15 protein-coding genes are annotated in these 16,470 nt (G+C 72.0%); 6 read left to right on the top strand and 9 right to left on the bottom strand.

Translation table 11 applies throughout. The features are described 5' to 3' along the window. Nucleotides 1-122 precede the first annotated feature (122 nt). Complete coding sequence (gene argS / locus ABZY44_RS31170; RefSeq protein WP_356659682.1) at nucleotides 123-1,901, bottom strand: arginine--tRNA ligase; 1,779 nt, start codon at nucleotides 1,899-1,901, stop codon at nucleotides 123-125. Nucleotides 1,902-2,081: 180 nt separating this feature from the next. Between argS and lysS the strand changes: the two genes are divergently transcribed. Next, nucleotides 2,082-3,821, top strand: a complete 1,740-nt coding sequence (lysS, locus tag ABZY44_RS31165) for a lysine--tRNA ligase (RefSeq protein WP_356659680.1) — start codon at nucleotides 2,082-2,084, stop codon at nucleotides 3,819-3,821. Between the two features lie 101 nt (nucleotides 3,822-3,922). Here lysS and ABZY44_RS31160 read toward each other — a convergent pair whose 3' ends face one another. The 3 genes from ABZY44_RS31160 to ABZY44_RS31150 all read right to left on the bottom strand — a co-directional run bounded on the left by ABZY44_RS31160 (nucleotide 3,923) and on the right by ABZY44_RS31150 (nucleotide 7,319). After that, nucleotides 3,923-5,341 carry a DUF2637 domain-containing protein gene (locus tag ABZY44_RS31160; RefSeq protein WP_356659678.1) on the bottom strand — a complete coding sequence of 473 codons (1,419 nt, stop codon included), beginning with the start codon at nucleotides 5,339-5,341 and terminating at the stop codon, nucleotides 3,923-3,925. A 151-nt stretch (nucleotides 5,342-5,492) separates the two neighbouring features. After that, on the bottom strand, nucleotides 5,493-6,263 hold the full coding sequence (locus tag ABZY44_RS31155; RefSeq protein WP_356659676.1) for a DUF3558 domain-containing protein: 771 nt from the start codon (nucleotides 6,261-6,263) through the stop codon (nucleotides 5,493-5,495). A gap of 168 nt (nucleotides 6,264-6,431) precedes the next feature. Then, on the bottom strand, nucleotides 6,432-7,319 hold the full coding sequence (locus tag ABZY44_RS31150) for a DUF3558 domain-containing protein (RefSeq protein WP_356659674.1): 888 nt from the start codon (nucleotides 7,317-7,319) through the stop codon (nucleotides 6,432-6,434). A gap of 171 nt (nucleotides 7,320-7,490) precedes the next feature. On the opposite strand from ABZY44_RS31150, the gene ABZY44_RS31145 reads away from it, so the two are divergent. After that, nucleotides 7,491-8,684, top strand: coding sequence for an RtcB family protein (locus ABZY44_RS31145; protein WP_356659672.1), 1,194 nt, complete (start codon nucleotides 7,491-7,493; stop codon nucleotides 8,682-8,684). A 72-nt stretch (nucleotides 8,685-8,756) separates the two neighbouring features. Here ABZY44_RS31145 and ABZY44_RS31140 read toward each other — a convergent pair whose 3' ends face one another. Further along, nucleotides 8,757-9,329 (bottom strand): Uma2 family endonuclease, encoded by a 573-nt coding sequence (locus ABZY44_RS31140; protein ID WP_356659670.1) that lies wholly within the window; start codon nucleotides 9,327-9,329, stop codon nucleotides 8,757-8,759. 211 nt (nucleotides 9,330-9,540) lie between these two features. Then, entirely contained in the window at nucleotides 9,541-10,317 is a 777-nt protein-coding gene (locus ABZY44_RS31135) for an SDR family oxidoreductase (protein WP_356659668.1), read from the bottom strand. A gap of 189 nt (nucleotides 10,318-10,506) precedes the next feature. Between ABZY44_RS31135 and ABZY44_RS31130 the strand changes: the two genes are divergently transcribed. Continuing rightward, nucleotides 10,507-11,007 (top strand): hypothetical protein, encoded by a 501-nt coding sequence (locus ABZY44_RS31130; protein WP_356659666.1) that lies wholly within the window; start codon nucleotides 10,507-10,509, stop codon nucleotides 11,005-11,007. A gap of 139 nt (nucleotides 11,008-11,146) precedes the next feature. On the opposite strand, the gene ABZY44_RS31125 is transcribed toward ABZY44_RS31130, so the two are convergent. Beyond that, a complete protein-coding gene (locus ABZY44_RS31125) occupies nucleotides 11,147-11,896 on the bottom strand; it encodes a Mut7-C RNAse domain-containing protein (protein WP_356659664.1) in 750 nt (249 codons plus the stop codon). A 41-nt stretch (nucleotides 11,897-11,937) separates the two neighbouring features. Further along, nucleotides 11,938-12,369, bottom strand: coding sequence for a helix-turn-helix domain-containing protein (locus ABZY44_RS31120; protein WP_356659662.1), 432 nt, complete (start codon nucleotides 12,367-12,369; stop codon nucleotides 11,938-11,940). A gap of 187 nt (nucleotides 12,370-12,556) precedes the next feature. On the opposite strand from ABZY44_RS31120, the gene ABZY44_RS31115 reads away from it, so the two are divergent. Then, entirely contained in the window at nucleotides 12,557-13,462 is a 906-nt protein-coding gene (locus ABZY44_RS31115; RefSeq protein ID WP_356659702.1) for an NADP-dependent oxidoreductase, read from the top strand. 111 nt (nucleotides 13,463-13,573) lie between these two features. On the opposite strand, the gene ABZY44_RS31110 is transcribed toward ABZY44_RS31115, so the two are convergent. After that, complete coding sequence (locus ABZY44_RS31110; RefSeq protein ID WP_215031868.1) at nucleotides 13,574-14,011, bottom strand: hypothetical protein; 438 nt, start codon at nucleotides 14,009-14,011, stop codon at nucleotides 13,574-13,576. Between the two features lie 301 nt (nucleotides 14,012-14,312). Here ABZY44_RS31110 and hemL point away from each other — a divergent pair, with 301 nt between their 5' ends. Both hemL and ABZY44_RS31100 read left to right on the top strand, forming a co-directional pair. Next, nucleotides 14,313-15,635: a glutamate-1-semialdehyde 2,1-aminomutase gene (hemL, locus tag ABZY44_RS31105; protein ID WP_356659660.1), complete on the top strand. Its 1,323-nt coding sequence runs from the start codon at nucleotides 14,313-14,315 to the stop codon at nucleotides 15,633-15,635. Further along, complete coding sequence (locus ABZY44_RS31100; protein WP_356659658.1) at nucleotides 15,632-16,372, top strand: histidine phosphatase family protein; 741 nt, start codon at nucleotides 15,632-15,634, stop codon at nucleotides 16,370-16,372. Before hemL ends, ABZY44_RS31100 begins: the two co-directional genes overlap by 4 nt. Nucleotides 16,373-16,470 lie beyond the last annotated feature (98 nt).

Raw genomic sequence — 16,470 nt, 5'->3', positions numbered from 1 at the left:
CGCTGGGGGGCTGCCCCCCCCCCCGCGCGCGGGGCTCGCCGCCCCCCGCCCCCCCGGCGGGGCCGGGGGCACCCCGCCCGGGGTGGCCCCCGCGGCCCCTCACGCGTACCGGGTGCCGGTGATCAGAGCTTCTCGGGGGTCCGGATGCCCAGGAGCGACATGCCCTTGGAGAGGGTGCGGGCCGTCAGCTCGCACAGGAAGAGGCGGTTCTCGCCGACGACGAGCTCCGGCTCGGGCTTGATGACCGGGCACTGGTCGTAGAACGTCGTGAACAGCGAGGACAGCTGGTAGAGGTACGCCGCCAGCTTGTGGGGGGCGTGGTCCGAGGCCGCCTCGGCCAGGAGCTCGCCGAAGTGGTCCAGGTGCAGGCCCAGCGCCCGCTCGGCCGGGGCCAGTTCCAGCTCCGGGTGCGCGACCGGCTTGCGGTCGCCCGCCTCGCCCGCCTTGCGCAGGATGGACCTGATCCGGGCGTACGCGTACTGGAGGTAGACGGACGTGTCGCCGTTGAGGGAGACCATCTGGTCCAGGTCGAACTTGTAGTCGCGCGCGGCCGAGGTGGACAGGTCCGCGTACTTCACGGCGCCGATGCCGACCTGCCGGCCGTTCTCGACGATCTCCTGCTCGGTCAGGCCGACCTTCTCCGCCTTCTCCCGCACCACGGCCGTCGCCCGCTCCACGGCCTCGTCCAGCAGGTCCACCAGCCGGACCGTCTCGCCCTCACGGGTCTTGAACGGCTTGCCGTCCTTGCCCAGGACGGTGCCGAAGGCCAGCTGCACGGCCTTGACGTCGTCGCCGAGCCAGCCCGCCCGGCGCGCCGTCTCGAAGACCATCTTGAAGTGCAGGGACTGCCGCGCGTCCACCACGTAGATCAGCTCGGTCGCGCCCAGGTCGCCCACGCGGTCGCGGATCGCCGAGAGGTCGGTCGCCGCGTAGCCGAAGCCGCCGTCGGACTTCTGGACGATCAGCGGGGTGGGGTTGCCGTCCGGGCCCTTGACGTCGTCGAAGAACACGCAGAGCGCGCCGTTGGAGCGGACGGCGACGCCCGACTCCTCCAGCAGCTTGCACGTCTCGACGAGCATGTCGTTGTAGCCGGACTCGCCGACGACGTCGGGGTCCTGGATGTCCATGTCCAGCTTGTTGAAGACGGAGTAGAAGTAGATCTTCGACTCGTCCACGAACCGCTGCCACAGCGCCAGGGTTCCGGGCTCGCCCGCCTGCAGGTCCACGACCCGGGCCCGGGCGCGCGTCTTGAACTCCTCGTCGGAGTCGAAGAGCGCGCGCGAGGCCTTGTACAGGCGGTTCAGGTTGGACATGGCCTCCTCGCCGGAGACCTCCTCGTCCGACTTGTGGTCCAGCTCGTGCGGGTGCTCCAGCAGGTACTGGATGAGCATGCCGAACTGGGTGCCCCAGTCGCCGATGTGGTGGCGGCGGACCACCTTCTCGCCCGTGAACTCCAGGATCTCCACCATCGCGGCGCCGATCACGGCGGAGCGCAGGTGGCCGACGTGCATCTCCTTGGCGACGTTCGGCTGGGCGTAGTCGATCACCGTCGTGCCCGGGTTCGCGGCGAGCGGGACGCCGAGGCGGTCGTCGGCGGCGCGCGCGGCCAGGGTCTCGACGATCGCCCGGTCGGTGATCGTGATGTTGAGGAAGCCGGGTCCGGAGACCTCGATCTCCTTGATCAGGTCACCGGAGTCGAGGCCCTCGACCACGGTCGTCGCCAGCTCGCGCGGGTTGGCCTTGGCCTTCTTCGCGAGCGCCAGGATGCCGTTGGCCTGGAAGTCGGCCCGGTCGCTTCGTCGCAGCAGGGGGTCGCTCGCACCGGCGTCCGGCAGGGCGGAGGCGAGTGCGTCGGCGACGCGCTGGTTGACGGAAGAAGCGAGGGAAGGGACCGAGGCCATGAGCTGCCGTTCCTGTGAGGTGGTGCCGGTGGGTGCACTTGGTTGTTCCGACAAGTGCCGAGTATCCCACGCGGGCGCTGCCGTTCTCCCGGGATATGGGGGAGCGCCGAGCAACCCCGGAGCGGCCTGTTCCGTCTGGGAGAATGGCTGAAGCCAGCATTCGAGATAGAAGGACGTGTCGTGGCTCAGAGCGCCGAGAGCAGCACCGAGACCGACTGGGTCTCCCGTTTCGCGGACGAGGTCATCGCCGAGGCGGAGCGCCGAGCACCCGGCAAACCTGTCGTCGTCGCGTCCGGAATCTCTCCCTCCGGCCCGATCCACCTGGGCAACCTGCGCGAGGTCATGACCCCGCACCTGGTCGCGGACGAGATCCGCCGCCGGGGCATCGAGGTCAGGCACCTGATCTCCTGGGACGACTACGACCGCTACCGCAAGGTGCCGGCCGGCATCCCGGGCGTGGACCCGGAGACCTACGGCCAGTACATCGGAATGCCGCTGACCTCCGTCCCCGCCCCCGCGGGTTCCTCGTACGCCAACTGGGCCGAGCACTTCAAGGCCGCCCTGATCGGCGCCCTGGACGAGCTGGGCGTCGCGTACGACCCGATCAGCCAGACCGAGCAGTACACCTCCGGCGTCTACCGCGAGCAGGTGCTGTTCGCGATGAAGCACCGCGGTGACATCGACGCGATCCTCGACCAGTACCGCACCAAGCAGAAGCCGGGCGGCAAGAAGCCGCAGCAGAAGCAGGTCGACGAGGCCGAGCTGGAAGCGGCCGAGGGCTCGGGCGCGGCCGCCGAGGACGACGGCAGCGTCGGCGAGGGCGGGTACTTCCCGTACAAGCCGTACTGCGGTCAGTGCGGCAAGGACTTCACCAAGGTGACGTCCTACGACGACGAGACGACCGAGCTGACCTACGTCTGCACCGAGGACGCGTTCACCGAGACGGTCAAGCTCAGCGAGTTCAACCGCGGCAAGCTGGTCTGGAAGGTCGACTGGCCGATGCGCTGGGCCTACGAGGGCGTGATCTTCGAGCCCTCGGGCGTCGACCACTCCTCGCCCGGCTCGTCCTTCCAGGTCGGCGGCCAGATCGTGGGCATCTTCGGCGGCGAGCAGCCGATCGGACCGATGTACGCGTTCGTCGGCATCAGCGGCATGGCCAAGATGTCTTCGAGCAAGGGCGGGGTCCCCACCCCGGCCGACGCGCTGAGGATCATGGAACCGCAGCTGCTGCGCTGGCTGTACGCCCGCCGCCGCCCCAACCAGTCCTTCAAGATCGCCTTCGACCAGGAGATCCAGCGGCTCTACGACGAGTGGGACAAGCTGGAGTCGAAGGTCGCCGACGGCACGGTGCTCCCCGCCGACGCCGCGGCGCACGCGCGGGCCGTACGCGTCGCGTCCCACGAACTGCCGCGCACGCCGCGCCCGATGGCCTACCGCACGCTCGCGTCCGTCGCCGACATCACCGCCGGGCACGACGAGCAGACCCTGCGCATCCTCAGCGACCTGGAACCGGAGCGGCCGCTGCTCTCCCTCGACGAGGTGCGCCCGCGCCTCGACCGCGCCGAGAACTGGATCACCACGCAGGTCCCGGCCGACCAGCGCACGCTGGTGCGCGACGAGCCCGACACGGAACTCCTGTCGTCCCTGGACGACGAGGGCCGCGAGTCGCTGCGCCGGCTCGTGGACGGCCTCGACGCGCACTGGTCGCTGGACGGCCTGACCACCCTCGTCTACGGCGTGCCGAAGGTGATGGCCGGCCTCGCGCCGGACGCCAAGCCGACGCCGGAACTGAAGGTCGCACAGCGCACGTTCTTCGCCCTGCTCTACCGGCTGCTCGTGACGCGCGAGACCGGGCCGCGCCTGCCGACGCTGCTGCTCGCGGTGGGGGCGGACCGGGTGCGCACGCTGCTGGGCGCGTAGGTCGCGCACGGACACGAGGAAGGGCCCGCACCCCGGGGAATCAACCACCCCCGGGGTGCGGGCCCTTCCCGTTCCCTGCGCGTACGGGCGCCGGTACGGGGCTACGCGATGTGCTCGCTCTCCAGGTCGCGCTGGTAGCGCTGCTTGAGCTCCGGCATCAGGCGGCGGATCATCGACGCGCTGCGCGGGTGGACGACTCCGTGGCGGTCCGAGAGGTGTATGTCCACCTGCTCCGGGGTCGGGAAGCCGGAGAACTCGTCGATGTAGGCGCGGAAGACCTCGTACGCCGCCTCCGCGAACTTCTCGTCGTCGATGTTCGCCACGAGCTCGGCCTCCGGCCCGGCCCCACGCGCCGTCTCCTCCTGGCGGGGAGCCGGGACGGGGAGCTCCTGCTGCTGGGGCCGGAGCTGCTCCGGCTGCTCCGGGCCCGGACCCGACGGGGGCATCACCGGGGTGGGCTCGAGACCCTCCACCAGGCGCGGGTTGTAACCGCCCTCGTACGCCGCCTGCGGGGCGCGGGGCGCGGCGAACCAGGCGCTGTTGTGGGCGGCGGGCATGGCGGTGGGGTCCACCGCGAAGGCGGGAACCTCGGGGTGGGGCCCGTACACGGCTTCCTGCGCGCCCGGGTCAGCGGCCGCGAGGCCGGCCGGATCCGCCTGCTGCGTCTGCTGGGCCTGCTGGGCGGCGGTCCCCGACGGGCCGGGCGCCTGCGCCTGCTGCGCGGCCGCGTCGGCGCCGGCCGGGAGGGCCGGGGCCTGCGGACCCGGAGCCTGCGCGACCGAGGCCGTCGCGCCCGGAGCCTGCGTTCCCGTGATCGCCGCCACCGGGGACAGGAGCAGGGGGTCGATGCCGGCGGCCGCCAGGCCTTCGGGGGCGGTCTGGGCGAGGGGGACGCCGATGCGGGCCAGGCGCAGCGGCATCAGGGCGCCGACGGGTGCCTTGCGGCGCCAGGCGCGGCCGTAGCGGGCCTGGAGGCGGGCCTGGTAGATCAGGCGGTCCTGTTCCATGCCGACGGCCTGTTCGTAGGAGCGCAGCTCCCACAGCTTCATCCGGCGCCACAGCTTGAAGGTGGGGACGGGGGAGAGCAGCCACCGCGTGATGCGGACTCCCTCCATGTGCCGGTCGGCGGTGATGTCCGCGATCCGGCCCACGGCGTGCCGGGCGGCCTCGACGGTGACCACGAACAGGATCGGGATCACGGCGTGCATGCCGACCCCGAGGGGGTCGGGCCAGGCGGCCGCGCCGTTGAACGCGATCGTCGCGGCCGTCAGCAGCCACGCCGTCTGGCGCAGCAGCGGGAACGGGATCCGGATCCACGTCAGCAGCAGGTCCAGCGCGAGCAGGACACAGATGCCCATGTCGATGCCTATGGGGAAGACCAGCGAGAAGTTGCCGAAGCCCTTCTGCAAGGCGAGGGCGCGCACGGCGGAGTACGAGCCCGCGAATCCGATCCCCGCGATGACGACGGCTCCGGCGACCACGACACCGATCAATATGCGGTGCGTACGAGTCAGCTGCATCGCGGCCACCCGCGATCCCCTCCCCTTGTCGAGCTACGGCAGGGCACAGCGTACGCGCGTACGGGTGACCGGACGTCAGCGGTCCGCCCGCCCCGGAGCCCGGGGAGCCCTGGGCTCCGCCGGCTCCGGTCCGTCATGAGGCCGCGGTTCCTCAGGAGGCCGCGGGCGACGGCGCCTGCTCCGGCTGCTTCGCCTGGTTGGCGGCGTCGACCGAGGCCACCGTCTCCTTCGTCGCCGCGGTGGCGCTCTCGAGCAGCTTCGCCGCGTCCGGGGCGTCGGCGCCCTCGTAGGCCGCGCCGTTGTAGTCGAGGGTGATCACGACGTTGTGCGCGCGGGCGATGATCGTCGTGTTGGAGAAGTCGCCGTCCTTCTTGGTGGTGAAGGTCAGCGCGGTGGCCTGGTCGCCGATGCCGCCCGTCGGCTCCGCCGTCAGGTTCTCCGCACCCTCGGTGACCTTGGCCTTCTCGACCTGCTTGGTGTACTCGTCCTCGGCGCGCTTGCTGCCCGTACCGACCGAGGCGAGCGAGTCATAGCGGACGAGGGAGATCGAGAGCCAGCGGTACTGCGAGCCCTTGAGGCCGGCCTCGTCGAGCCCGTTCCAGGTGCAGGTGGCGCGGCTGGCCAGGTCGTTGGACTTGGCCGCCGTGCCGTTGGCGTCCTTCGCCTTCGGGACGATCGCCTCGATGGTCTGCGCGCTGACCGTCTTGCACGGCTCGGGCAGCGTGGAGTACACGGCCTTCTCCAGCGCGGCGGACGGCTTGGCGCTCGGCTTGGCGGAGGAGGACGAGGACGCGCCGGACTTCTTGCCGTTGTCGGCGCCCGAGTCCTTGCCCGAGTCGGACGAGCAGCCGGCGACGGTGAGGATCACCGGGACGGCTGCGCAGGCGAGAACGCGGGTGAGACGCGAGGCTGATCGGTGCATGATTCCTTCAGACGTTGTGGGTCTTCGTGCGGGTCTTCGTGCGGGCTCGAGGGCCCGCGTTCGGGCGCGGGACCCCGGCAACCGTAGCCCGCCCCGGCGCGGGGCTGCTGTGCGCGCCGTCACTCCGGACGCGAGCGCCCCCCTGCGGGCCGCTGTCGGCGGCCCCTGTCATTCGTCGAAACGCTCCACGAGGGCCTGCGCCAACTGCCGTGTCCTGTCCTGGGTTTCGCCGCTGGGCGGGACCGCGCCGGGGAGTGCGGGCTGGACGCTGTACTCGACGCTGACGATGACGTTCGAGGTACGGAACACAATGCGGACCGTCCGCGCCTGGACGGCGTTGGCGCCGGCCTGGCCGAGCTTGTCGTCGAGGAAGGCCTCGTTGCCGAGCCCTTCGAGGACGCGGGAGCCGAGCTCGACCGGGGCGGAGGGGGAGGGGGAGCCCGAGGGCGAGCCGGACGGGACGGCTCCGGCGCTCGCCCCGGCACTCGCACTCGCAGTCGCGCCGGCGCTCGGGGCGGGGTTGGTGGCCGGGTTCGTGGCCGTGGCCGGGCCCGCGGTGGTGGCCGGGCCCGCGGTGGTGGCCGGGCCGGGGAAGGGCAGGTGGGCGTCGGTCAGCTGGCGGATGAAGACCTGCCGCGCCTTGTCGTCGTCGCTCGTGGTGGCGCGGTCGTACGAGACCACGCGCTCGAACCCCACCGACAGCAGCCGGGTCTCGGTCGGCGTCTGCGCGGTCCAGCGGCAGCCGACGCGCCGGTCGGCGTCGTACGAGGCGTCCGCGACGCCGGCGTAGAGCGCCTCGCGCTGTTCGGGGGTGAGCGGGTCGGCGGCCGGGAGCATCGCCCTGACCTTCTTGGCGTCGGCGGCCTTGCAGGGCATGGGCAGGATCCGGTACCTGCCGGGCTGCGCGACCGCCCCGGCGCTGTCGCCGGCCTTCGCGTCGCTCTTCGTCCCGACGCCGCCCCCGTCGGTGCACGCGGTGAGGCCGGCCGTGAGGAGGGCCAGGGCCGCGATGCCGGGCAGGACTCCACGTACTCCACGTACCGTCTTGCGCTGCACGTCGCACCGGCTCCCTTCGACAAAATGCGTTGCCGCGGCTGGGGCGCGGATGGAAACAATGTCTATCGCACACGCTGGTGCCGGCGCCGGTCTCCTGTCGTATTTGGGACCACGAGCGAGGCTTTTCGCGTATTCAGTCTTTTCAGTGGTTAACGGGGTATTGAGGCCGACATGTCGTATGTAGAAGTGCCCGGGGCGAAGGTTCCGATCCGGATGTGGACCGACCCGGCGTCGGTCGACGACAGCGCGATGCGCCAGCTGCAGAACACCGCCGGCCTCCCGTGGATCAAGGGACTGGCCGTCATGCCGGACGTCCACTACGGCAAGGGCGCGACGGTCGGCTCGGTCATCGCCATGAAGGACGCCGTGTGCCCCGCGGCGGTGGGCGTGGACATCGGCTGCGGCATGTCGGCGGTGAAGACCTCCCTGACGGCGAACGACCTGCCGGGGGACCTGTCGGGACTGCGCTCGCAGATCGAGCGGGCGATTCCGGTGGGGGCGGGGATGCACCGGGAGGCGGTGGACCCGGAGCGGCTGTACGGGTTCTCCGTGGAGGGGCACGCGGACCTGTGGAAGCGCTTCGACTACCTCTCGGACGCCGTGAAGTTCCGTCACGAGCGCGCCATGAGGCAGCTGGGCACCATGGGCGGGGGCAACCATTTCTGGGAGCTCTGCATCGACGAGTCCGGCTCGGTCTGGATCATGCTGCACTCGGGCTCCCGGAACATCGGCAACGAGCTGGCCGACTTCCACATCGGCGTGGCGCGCGGCCTGTCGCACAACCAGGGCCTCGTCGACCGGGACCTCGCCGTGTTCCTGGCGGCCACGCCCGAGATGCGGTCCTACCGCGACGACCTCTTCTGGGCGCAGGAGTACGCCAAGTACAACCGTGCCGTGATGATGAGCCTGTCCAAGGAGGTCGTCCGCAAGGAGTTCCGGAAGGCGAAGGTCTCCTTCGCGCCGGAGATCAGCTGCCACCACAACTACGTGGCGGAAGAGCGTTACGACGGCATGGACCTCCTGGTCACGCGGAAGGGCGCGATCCGCGCCGGCAGCGGTGACTACGGGATCATCCCGGGCTCGATGGGCACGGGCTCCTACATCGTGAAGGGCCTCGGCAACGAGAAGTCATTCAACTCGGCCTCGCACGGCGCGGGCCGCAAGATGAGCCGGACGGCGGCGAAGAAGCGGTTCTCGACGAAGGACCTGGCGGAGCAGACCAAGGGCGTGGAGTGCCGCAAGGACGCGGGCGTCGTGGACGAGATCCCGGGCGCCTACAAGTCGATCGAGCAGGTCATCGACCAGCAGACCGACCTGGTCGAGGTCGTGGCGAAGCTCAAGCAGGTCATCTGCATCAAGGGCTGAGGCTCGCGGGCCTTTCGGGGGAGCGGAGGAGCCCGGACCGTGCAGGGTCCGGGCTCCTCCGCGCGTGACCGGTCAGTCGAGCAGCATGTCCACCGACAGCTCGAGGCTCACCCCGAGGTGGTCGGGGAGGGGGAACGTCATGCCGCGCTTGAAGGTCCTGCGCGCGTGGTAGCCGGCGCGGCGGGGGTCCGTGTAGATCACGACTTCGTCGTGGTGCCGATCGGCGATGACGTAGACGGGGACGCCGGCCCGGGCGTAGCTCTCCACCTTGGTGCCGGTGTCGTCCGCCCAGTTCGAGGAAGTGACCTCGAGGATCATGCGGAAGACGTCGTGCCCGTAGCAGTTCTTCGCGACCTTGTGGTCCAGGAAGTCCGCCTCGACGAGCGAGAAGTCCGGGACGGCGTAGTCGTCCTCGCCGGTGGGGAGCCAGATGCCGATGCCCTGCAGGAATTCGAGTCCCGCCTTTTCGGCCCCGGCCTCGTGGAAGGCCACCGTGAGCCGGGTCAAGGTCCGGGCGTGCCGCCCGTCGGCGGGTGGCGTCACGGTGAGTCTCCCCTGAAGAATTTCCACGCGGTGTCCGGGAAGCTCTCGGGAGAGACGGTCGGCGGCCTCCGCGATCGTGGTCTCGTGCTGCATCACGGCCATAGCTTCCTCCTTCTCGCGGCTCACGCTTCCGGAGCGTAGCCGCGCCCACCGGCATTCCGCTCGACTTCACCCCTACGGGTCTTCGAGGACTCGAGGTCGTGGAGCGGGCCGCCGGGCTGGAGCCGGCGGCCCTGATGCCGCACCTGAGGAGTGCCGGGCTGGTCCCGTAGGTCCCCGCGCGGGGGATCCGTACGGGCCGGACGCTCGCGGGCTACAGCTCGCGGTGGAGCTTCGTGTTCGAGGCCTGGGCGCGCGGGCGGACCACCAGGAGGTCGATGTTGACGTGGCTGGGCCGGGTCACGGCCCAGGTGACGGTGTCGGCCACGTCGTCGGCGGTGAGGGGCTCGGCCACACCGGCGTAGACCTTCTCGGCCCGTTCGGCGTCGCCGCGGAAGCGGGTCTTCGCGAACTCCTCGGTCTTGACCAGGCCGGGGGCGATCTCGATGACGCGGACGGGCTGGCCGACGATCTCCAGGCGGAGGGTCTCGGCGAGGACGCGGGCGCCGTTCTTGGCGGCGACGTAGCCGGCGCCGCCCTCGTACGTGGAGTGGCCGGCGGTGGAGGAGAGCACGACGACCGTGCCGTCGCCGGAGGCGGTCAGCGCCGGGAGCAGGGCCTGGGTGACGTGGAGCGTGCCGATGACGTTGACCTCGTACATCGTGCGCCAGTCCGCGGGATCGCCGGTGGCGACGGGGTCGGCTCCGATGGCGCCGCCGGCGTTGTTGACGAGCACGTCGCAGCGGTCCAGGGACGCGGCGAAGGCGTTGACGGCGTCCCGGTCGGTGACGTCGAGGGCGTGGGCGGTGGCGTCGTGGCCGGCGGCGGTGATCTCGGCGGCGAGGGCCTCGATGCGGTCCTTGCGGCGGGCGGTGAGGACGACGTGGTAGCCGGCCGCGGCGAGCTGGCGGGCCGTGGCCGCGCCGATGCCGCTGCTGGCGCCGGTGACTACGGCGGTGCGGGTGGAGGCCGGGGCCGTGGCCGTGCTCATGTGCTCGCTCCTCGTGCGTTCGTACGGGTGGATACCCGCCAGCATAGGCCGGTCGGGCAGGCGCCCACCGGCCGCGCGGGGCGTACCCGATCACGGCCCCGGAAGCCTGCGCGGGCGGATGGCCGGAGACTCGCCCTCGTTCGTGTGATGGTCCGACCGGCACGGGGGTGGGGTGGCTAACGTCCGCGCGTGGAGGTGGTCGCGGTGCGCCGAGGTGCCGTACGGAGTGTGGTGATGGCCGGGCTGCTGGTACTGCTCGGTGGTGCGGGCGGCGGCGGCGCCGTCGGGGCTCCGGTCCGGTCCGGCCCCGAGGCCGACCTGGCCTACCACGGGAGGGTCGCCCTGGACGGCGCCCGGCTGCGGATCCTCTTGGTCCCGGAGAACGAGGGCCCGGCGGCCCTGGCGGACGCGACGCTGCGGCTGCGCCTGTCTCAGGACCTCGGGGACCGGCAGCAACTGGCGTCCGGTTGCGCGCGGGCCGGGCTGCGCGAGGTGGTGTGCGAGACGGGGGAACTGCCGCCGCACGGGCGCGGGCGGCACATCGGCCTGACGTTGCGGCTGAAGGAGCCGGCAGCGGAGGTGGAGGTGCGGGTGGACACGTGGTGGAACGGCGGGGCGACGGACCGGAACCACGACAACAACGAGCACGTGGTGCTGGCGCTGGACACGGGGGACACGTACGCGTTCTGAGGGGCGGGGGGACGGGCCGGGCGGGGGGACGGGCCGACGCCCGGGTCGGCCCGGGTCGGGCCAGGTCGGGCCAGGTCAAGCAAGGTCAGGTCGGGCCCGGCGGCTCACCCCGCCCCGGCGACTCGGGGCGTGCCGGTGCTCAGGCCGTGCTGACGTCGCCGAACTCGGCCAGGGCCTCCTCGACGATCCGCTCCAGGCGGGCGTGGTGGGCGCCGCGCCAGTAGACGCGCTCGCAGTCGGCGCACTGCGCGAAGACCTCGTACGAGCGCTGCGTGCCGCCCTCCAGCCGGTCGCCGACGCTGTCCTTGTCGGCCGCGTGCAGGGTCCCGTTGCACGCGGTGCAGCGGGACCACGGGGCGAGGGCGGGGGCGAACCGGCCCAGGACGTCGCGCACTTGCTCGTCGGGCTGGTCGCTGTACACGTAGGCCCCGGCGAACAGCTCGCGGCGGCGCAGCAGTCCGCGGTCGCGGGAGAGCAGGACGCGCTGCTCGGCGGCGGAGCGGGTGGCGAGGGCGGGGTCGCCGATGTCCTCGTTCTCGTAGGCCGCGTCCACTCCCAGGAGGCGCAGGCGGCGGGCGAGGGTGCCGAGGTGGACGTCGAGCAGGAAGCGCAGCGGCACGGTGGCGGGGACGCCCGGGAGGTGCTGGGGGCGGTCGACGCCGAACACCTCGACGGACTCGCCGGCCCCGGGCACATGGGAGAAGGGGGTCTCGGCGCCGTCGACGAGGATCCGGCCGACCTCGGTGAGCGGGATGCCGGCCGACTCGACGACGTGGCCGAGGCTGGAGACGCCGTCGGTCGCGGTCGGCACGCGTGCGCCGCGTCGGCTCGGCGCGGCGAAGACGTGCAGTTCGGGGGCGAGGGTGAGCTCAATACCGGGTCCGTTCACGGGCCCAGCATGCCACTGCCGGGTGGAATCCGACGGCGGATTTACCGGGCCGGGGCGAGGGGCTCCGCCGTCGCCCGGTCGTGGAGCTCGCGATGGGTGCTGACCTCGTCGAAGTGGTTCTCGGCCCACTGTTTCACGGAGCTGAGGAGGCAGCTGAGGCTGCTGCCGAGGTCGGTGAGCCGGTAGTCGACGCGGACCGGGACGGTGGGGGTGACGGTGCGGGTGACGAGGCCGTCGCGTTCGAGGGAGCGGAGGGTCTGGGTGAGCATCTTCTGGCTGACGGCGGGGATCTTGCGGCCGAGGTCGCTGTAGCGCATCGAGCGGTCGTCGGCCTGGGCGAGGGCGCTGACGACGAGGCCCACCCACCTGTCGCTGATCCGGGCCAGGAGCTGGCTGGTGGGGCACTCCTTGAGGAACGCGTCGTAGGCGGAACGTTCCTCTTCGCGGCGGGCGGCGGCGGTGAGGGTGGCCATGGGTGCCCCACTTCAGAGTTGGGTACGCACTCCGAAGTGCGTACTTACGAATCCATAGTGACTCTCCCTAGGTTAGTGGCCATCGAGAACGGGTCGAGCGGGAACCACTGACGGGAGAACGGCCATGAGCGGCAACCAGGCGGAGCAGGCGCAGCAGACGGAGCAGACGGAGCAGGAGACCCCGACGATGCGGGCCGTCGTGGTGGACGGATTCGGCGGTCCCGAACGGGTCGCGGTCGTACGGGTGCCGCTCCCGAGGCCGGCCGCAGGGCAGGTCCGCGTACGGGTCCGGGCGGCCGGGCTGAACCCGGTCGACGGCGCGGTGCGGGCCGGGGTCTTCGGCGGTGAGGGGCAGCGGCTCGGCTTCGGCTGGGACGTGGCGGGGGAGATCGACGAACTCGGCGCGGGCCTCGCGGGCACCGGGGGCTGGTCGGTCTCCGACCCGGTGGTCGGCCTGCACTACGGGCCCGTCGAGCCGCTGGGCACGCACGCGGAGTACGTGGTCCTCGACGCCTCCGCGCTGGCGGCGGCTCCGTCCTCCGTCCCGGAGGCGAGCGCGGCCGCGCTCCCGCTGAGCGGTCTGACCGCCGCCCGGGCGGTGGACCTGCTGGGGCTGGCGCCGGGTTCCTCGGTACTGGTCACCGGGGCGGCGGGGGTGGTCGGCGGTCTCGCGGTGGAGCTGGCCGTGCGGGCCGGATACGTGGTGACGGGCCTGGCGGGAGCGGGCGACGAGGAACTCGTACGCTCGCTCGGCGCGGCCGCCTTCGTCCCGCGCGGCTCGGCTCCGGCCGGTCCGGTGGACGGGGTGGTGGACGCGGCGGTACTGGGCCGCGCGGCTCTGGACTCCGTCCGCGACGGCGGGGTCTACGTGGGCCTGCGCCCCGGCAGCGCTCCGGCGGCGGAGCGCGGGATCCGGGTGGCGGAGCAGGAGGTCGCGGCGGACGGCGAGCACCTGGCGCGGCTGGTGGCACTGGTCGACGCGGGGGAGCTGACGCTCCGGGTGGCGGAGACGTTTCCCCTGGCGCAGGCCCCCGAGGCCCACGCCCGCCTGGCGGACGGCGTCCGCGGCCGGATCGTCCTGACGGCGCCCTGACCGGGTGGCGCGGTGGCCGGGTGACCCGGTGGCCGGGTGACCCGGTGGGACCCGCACCCGCACCCGCTGCCGTGGGCAGGGCAGGGACGAGGGATGGGGGCAGAGCGTGGGTCAGGGCCAGACCAGGCAGTACGGCTGGTGGCCCGCCTCGTGGAGGCGATGGCTGAAATCTTGCCATTCGTGGAGCAGCTGGTAGACGTTGAAGGCATCGCGGGGGCCGCCGCGGTCGGGGACCGTGGACCAGATGAAGGCGGCCGCGCCGACCGATTCCTCGCCGATGCCGCGCAGCGGGTCGACGACGGTCATGGGGAGTTTGACGACCGCGTAGTCGGGGTGGAGGACGACCAGTTCCAGCGGGGGGACCTTGTGCAGGGGTATGCCCTCGATGCCGGTCAGGACCATCGCGGCGACCGTTTCCGGCTTGATCTTGGTGAACATGCCGCCCATGCCGAGCTCGTCACCGCCGAGCTCCTCCGGGCGCATCGTCTGCGGCACCCGTGCGGCGGTGGCGCCGTCGGGGGCGCCGAAGTACTTGTACGTCACTCCCATGCCGCGGCCCCTGGGGCTGCCGTCGGGGTTCTGCGAGGGGTCCGGCGCCGGCTCCGCCGCGTCCGTGGCGCGGCGACGGTGCTTGCCCCGGCGGCGGGCTTCGCGCGCCTCGCGGGCGCGCTGCGGATCCAGGCCGTCGGTTCCCTCGCCCGGTCCACCGCGTTGCATATCTCCACCCGACTGGTCTTGCCTGCCCCGGCCCCGCGGCCCCCGCCACGCAGCCTGATCATCATGGCAGTGACCTCCCCCGGGGCGGCGCGGTGAAACGCCCGTCCGCAAGTCAGTCGCGGCCTCTGAGACCATGGCTGGTGTGAGCTACCCGTACCCGTATGAAGCCAAAGTCTCGCAGACTCTCTTTGACCGCGCGTCCCTCGTGACGCCTGGCGGCGTGAACTCTCCGGTGCGCGCCTTCCGCGCCGTGGGCGGAACGCCCAGGTTCATGGTGTCCGGTACCGGTCCGTACCTGACCGATGCCGACGGGCGCGAGTACGTCGACCTGGTCTGCTCGTGGGGGCCGATGATCCTCGGCCACGCCCATCCGGCCGTGGTGGAGGCCATCCAGGCCGCCGTCGTCCGCGGCACGTCCTTCGGTACCCCCGGTGAGGGGGAGGTCGCGCTCGCCGAGGAGATCGTCGCGCGGATCGAGCCCGTGGAGCAGGTCCGCCTGGTGTCCTCGGGCACCGAGGCGACCATGTCCGCGATCCGCCTCGCCCGCGGGTTCACCGGCCGCGCCAAGATCGTGAAGTTCGCCGGCTGTTACCACGGTCACGTCGACTCGCTGCTGGCCGCCGCCGGTTCCGGGCTCGCGACGTTCGCGCTGCCGGACACCCCGGGCGTGACCGGCGCGCAGGCCGGGGACACGATCGTGCTCCCCTACAACGACCTGGAAGCGGTCCGCGCCGCGTTCGCCGCGCACCCCGGCGAGATCGCCTGCGTGATCACCGAGGCGGCGCCCGGCAACATGGGCGTCGTGACCCCGGGGGAGGGCTTCAACCAGGGGCTCGCCGACCTGTGCCGCGCGAACGGCGCGCTGTACATCTCCGACGAGGTCATGACGGGCTTCCGCACCTCCCGCGCCGGCTGGTACGGCGTGGACGGGGTCCGGCCCGACCTGATGACCTTCGGCAAGGTCATGGGCGGCGGTTTCCCGGCGGCGGCCTTCGGCGGCCGTGCCGACGTGATGGGCCACCTGGCCCCGGCCGGTCCGGTCTACCAGGCGGGCACGCTCTCCGGTAACCCGATCGCGACGGCCGCGGGCCTCGCGCAGCTGCGGCTGCTGGACGAGGCAGCGTACGAGAAGGTCGACGCGGTCTCGGCGCAGATCCAGGGGCTGGTCACCGAGGCGCTCGCCAAGGAGGGCGTCGCGCACCGGCTGCAGACCGCCTCCAACATGTTCTCCGTCTTCTTCACCGAGGACGAGGTCCGCACCTACGACGACGCGAAGAAGCAGGAAGCCTTCCGCTTCAACGGCTTCTTCCACTCGATGCTGGCGCAGGGCGTCTACCTGCCGCCGTCGGCGTTCGAGTCGTGGTTCGTGTCCACCGCCCACGACGAGAAGGCGATCGAGCGCATCGCGGCCGCCCTGCCGGCCGCCGCCCGAGCCGCCGCGGAGGCCACCGCATGAGCACCGAGGACCGCACCGAAGACCGCATCGAGGGCCACGCCGGGGACGGCCGCGCCGACGGCGGCTCGGAGATCACCGTCGTCCACGTGGTGCGCCACGGCGAGGTGGAGAACCCGGAGGGCGTCCTCTACGGCCGCCGCGCCGGCTACCACCTCTCCGAGCTCGGCCGCCGGATGGCGGACCGGGTCGCCGAGCACCTGGAGGGCCGGGACGTGACGTACGTCGTGGCCTCCCCGCTGGAGCGGGCGCAGGAGACGGCGGCGCCGATCGCGAAGGCGCACGGGCTGGACCTGGCGACCGACGGCCGCCTCATCGAGGCGGGCAACGTCTTCGAGGGCAAGACCTTCGGGGTCGGTGACGGCGCGCTGCGCAAGCCCGAGAACTGGAAGCACCTGACGAACCCGTTCAAGCCCTCCTGGGGCGAGCCGTACGTCGAGCAGGTCGTCCGGATGATGAGCGCGATCGAGACCGCCCGCGACGCCGCCCGCGGCCACGAGGCGGTGGCCGTCAGCCACCAGCTGCCGATCTGGATCGTACGGAGCTTCGCGGAGCGGCGCCGGCTGTGGCACGACCCGCGCCGCCGCCAGTGCACGCTGGCGTCGCTGACCTCGTTCACGTACCAGGGCGACAAGCTGGTGTCGGTGGGCTACAGCGAGCCGGCCCGGGACCTGGTCCCGGCGCACCTCCTCGCGGGGGCGAAGCCGGTGAAGGGCAAGTCCAAGGCGTTCGGGGCCTAGACGCAATGCTGGTGACTTAGGTGTCTCGGGCTCGTTGGTTGGGTTGTGGCGAGGGCGGGGCAGGTGAAGTCGTCTGCGGGCGAGCGGTTGTCGGATCG

The organism is Streptomyces sp. NPDC006544 (genome assembly GCF_040611715.1).
In the GTDB taxonomy this organism is placed as follows: domain Bacteria; phylum Actinomycetota; class Actinomycetes; order Streptomycetales; family Streptomycetaceae; genus Streptomyces.
The sequence above is the reverse complement of the archived record's forward strand: the minus strand, read 5'-3'. Positions and strand labels throughout refer to the sequence as shown.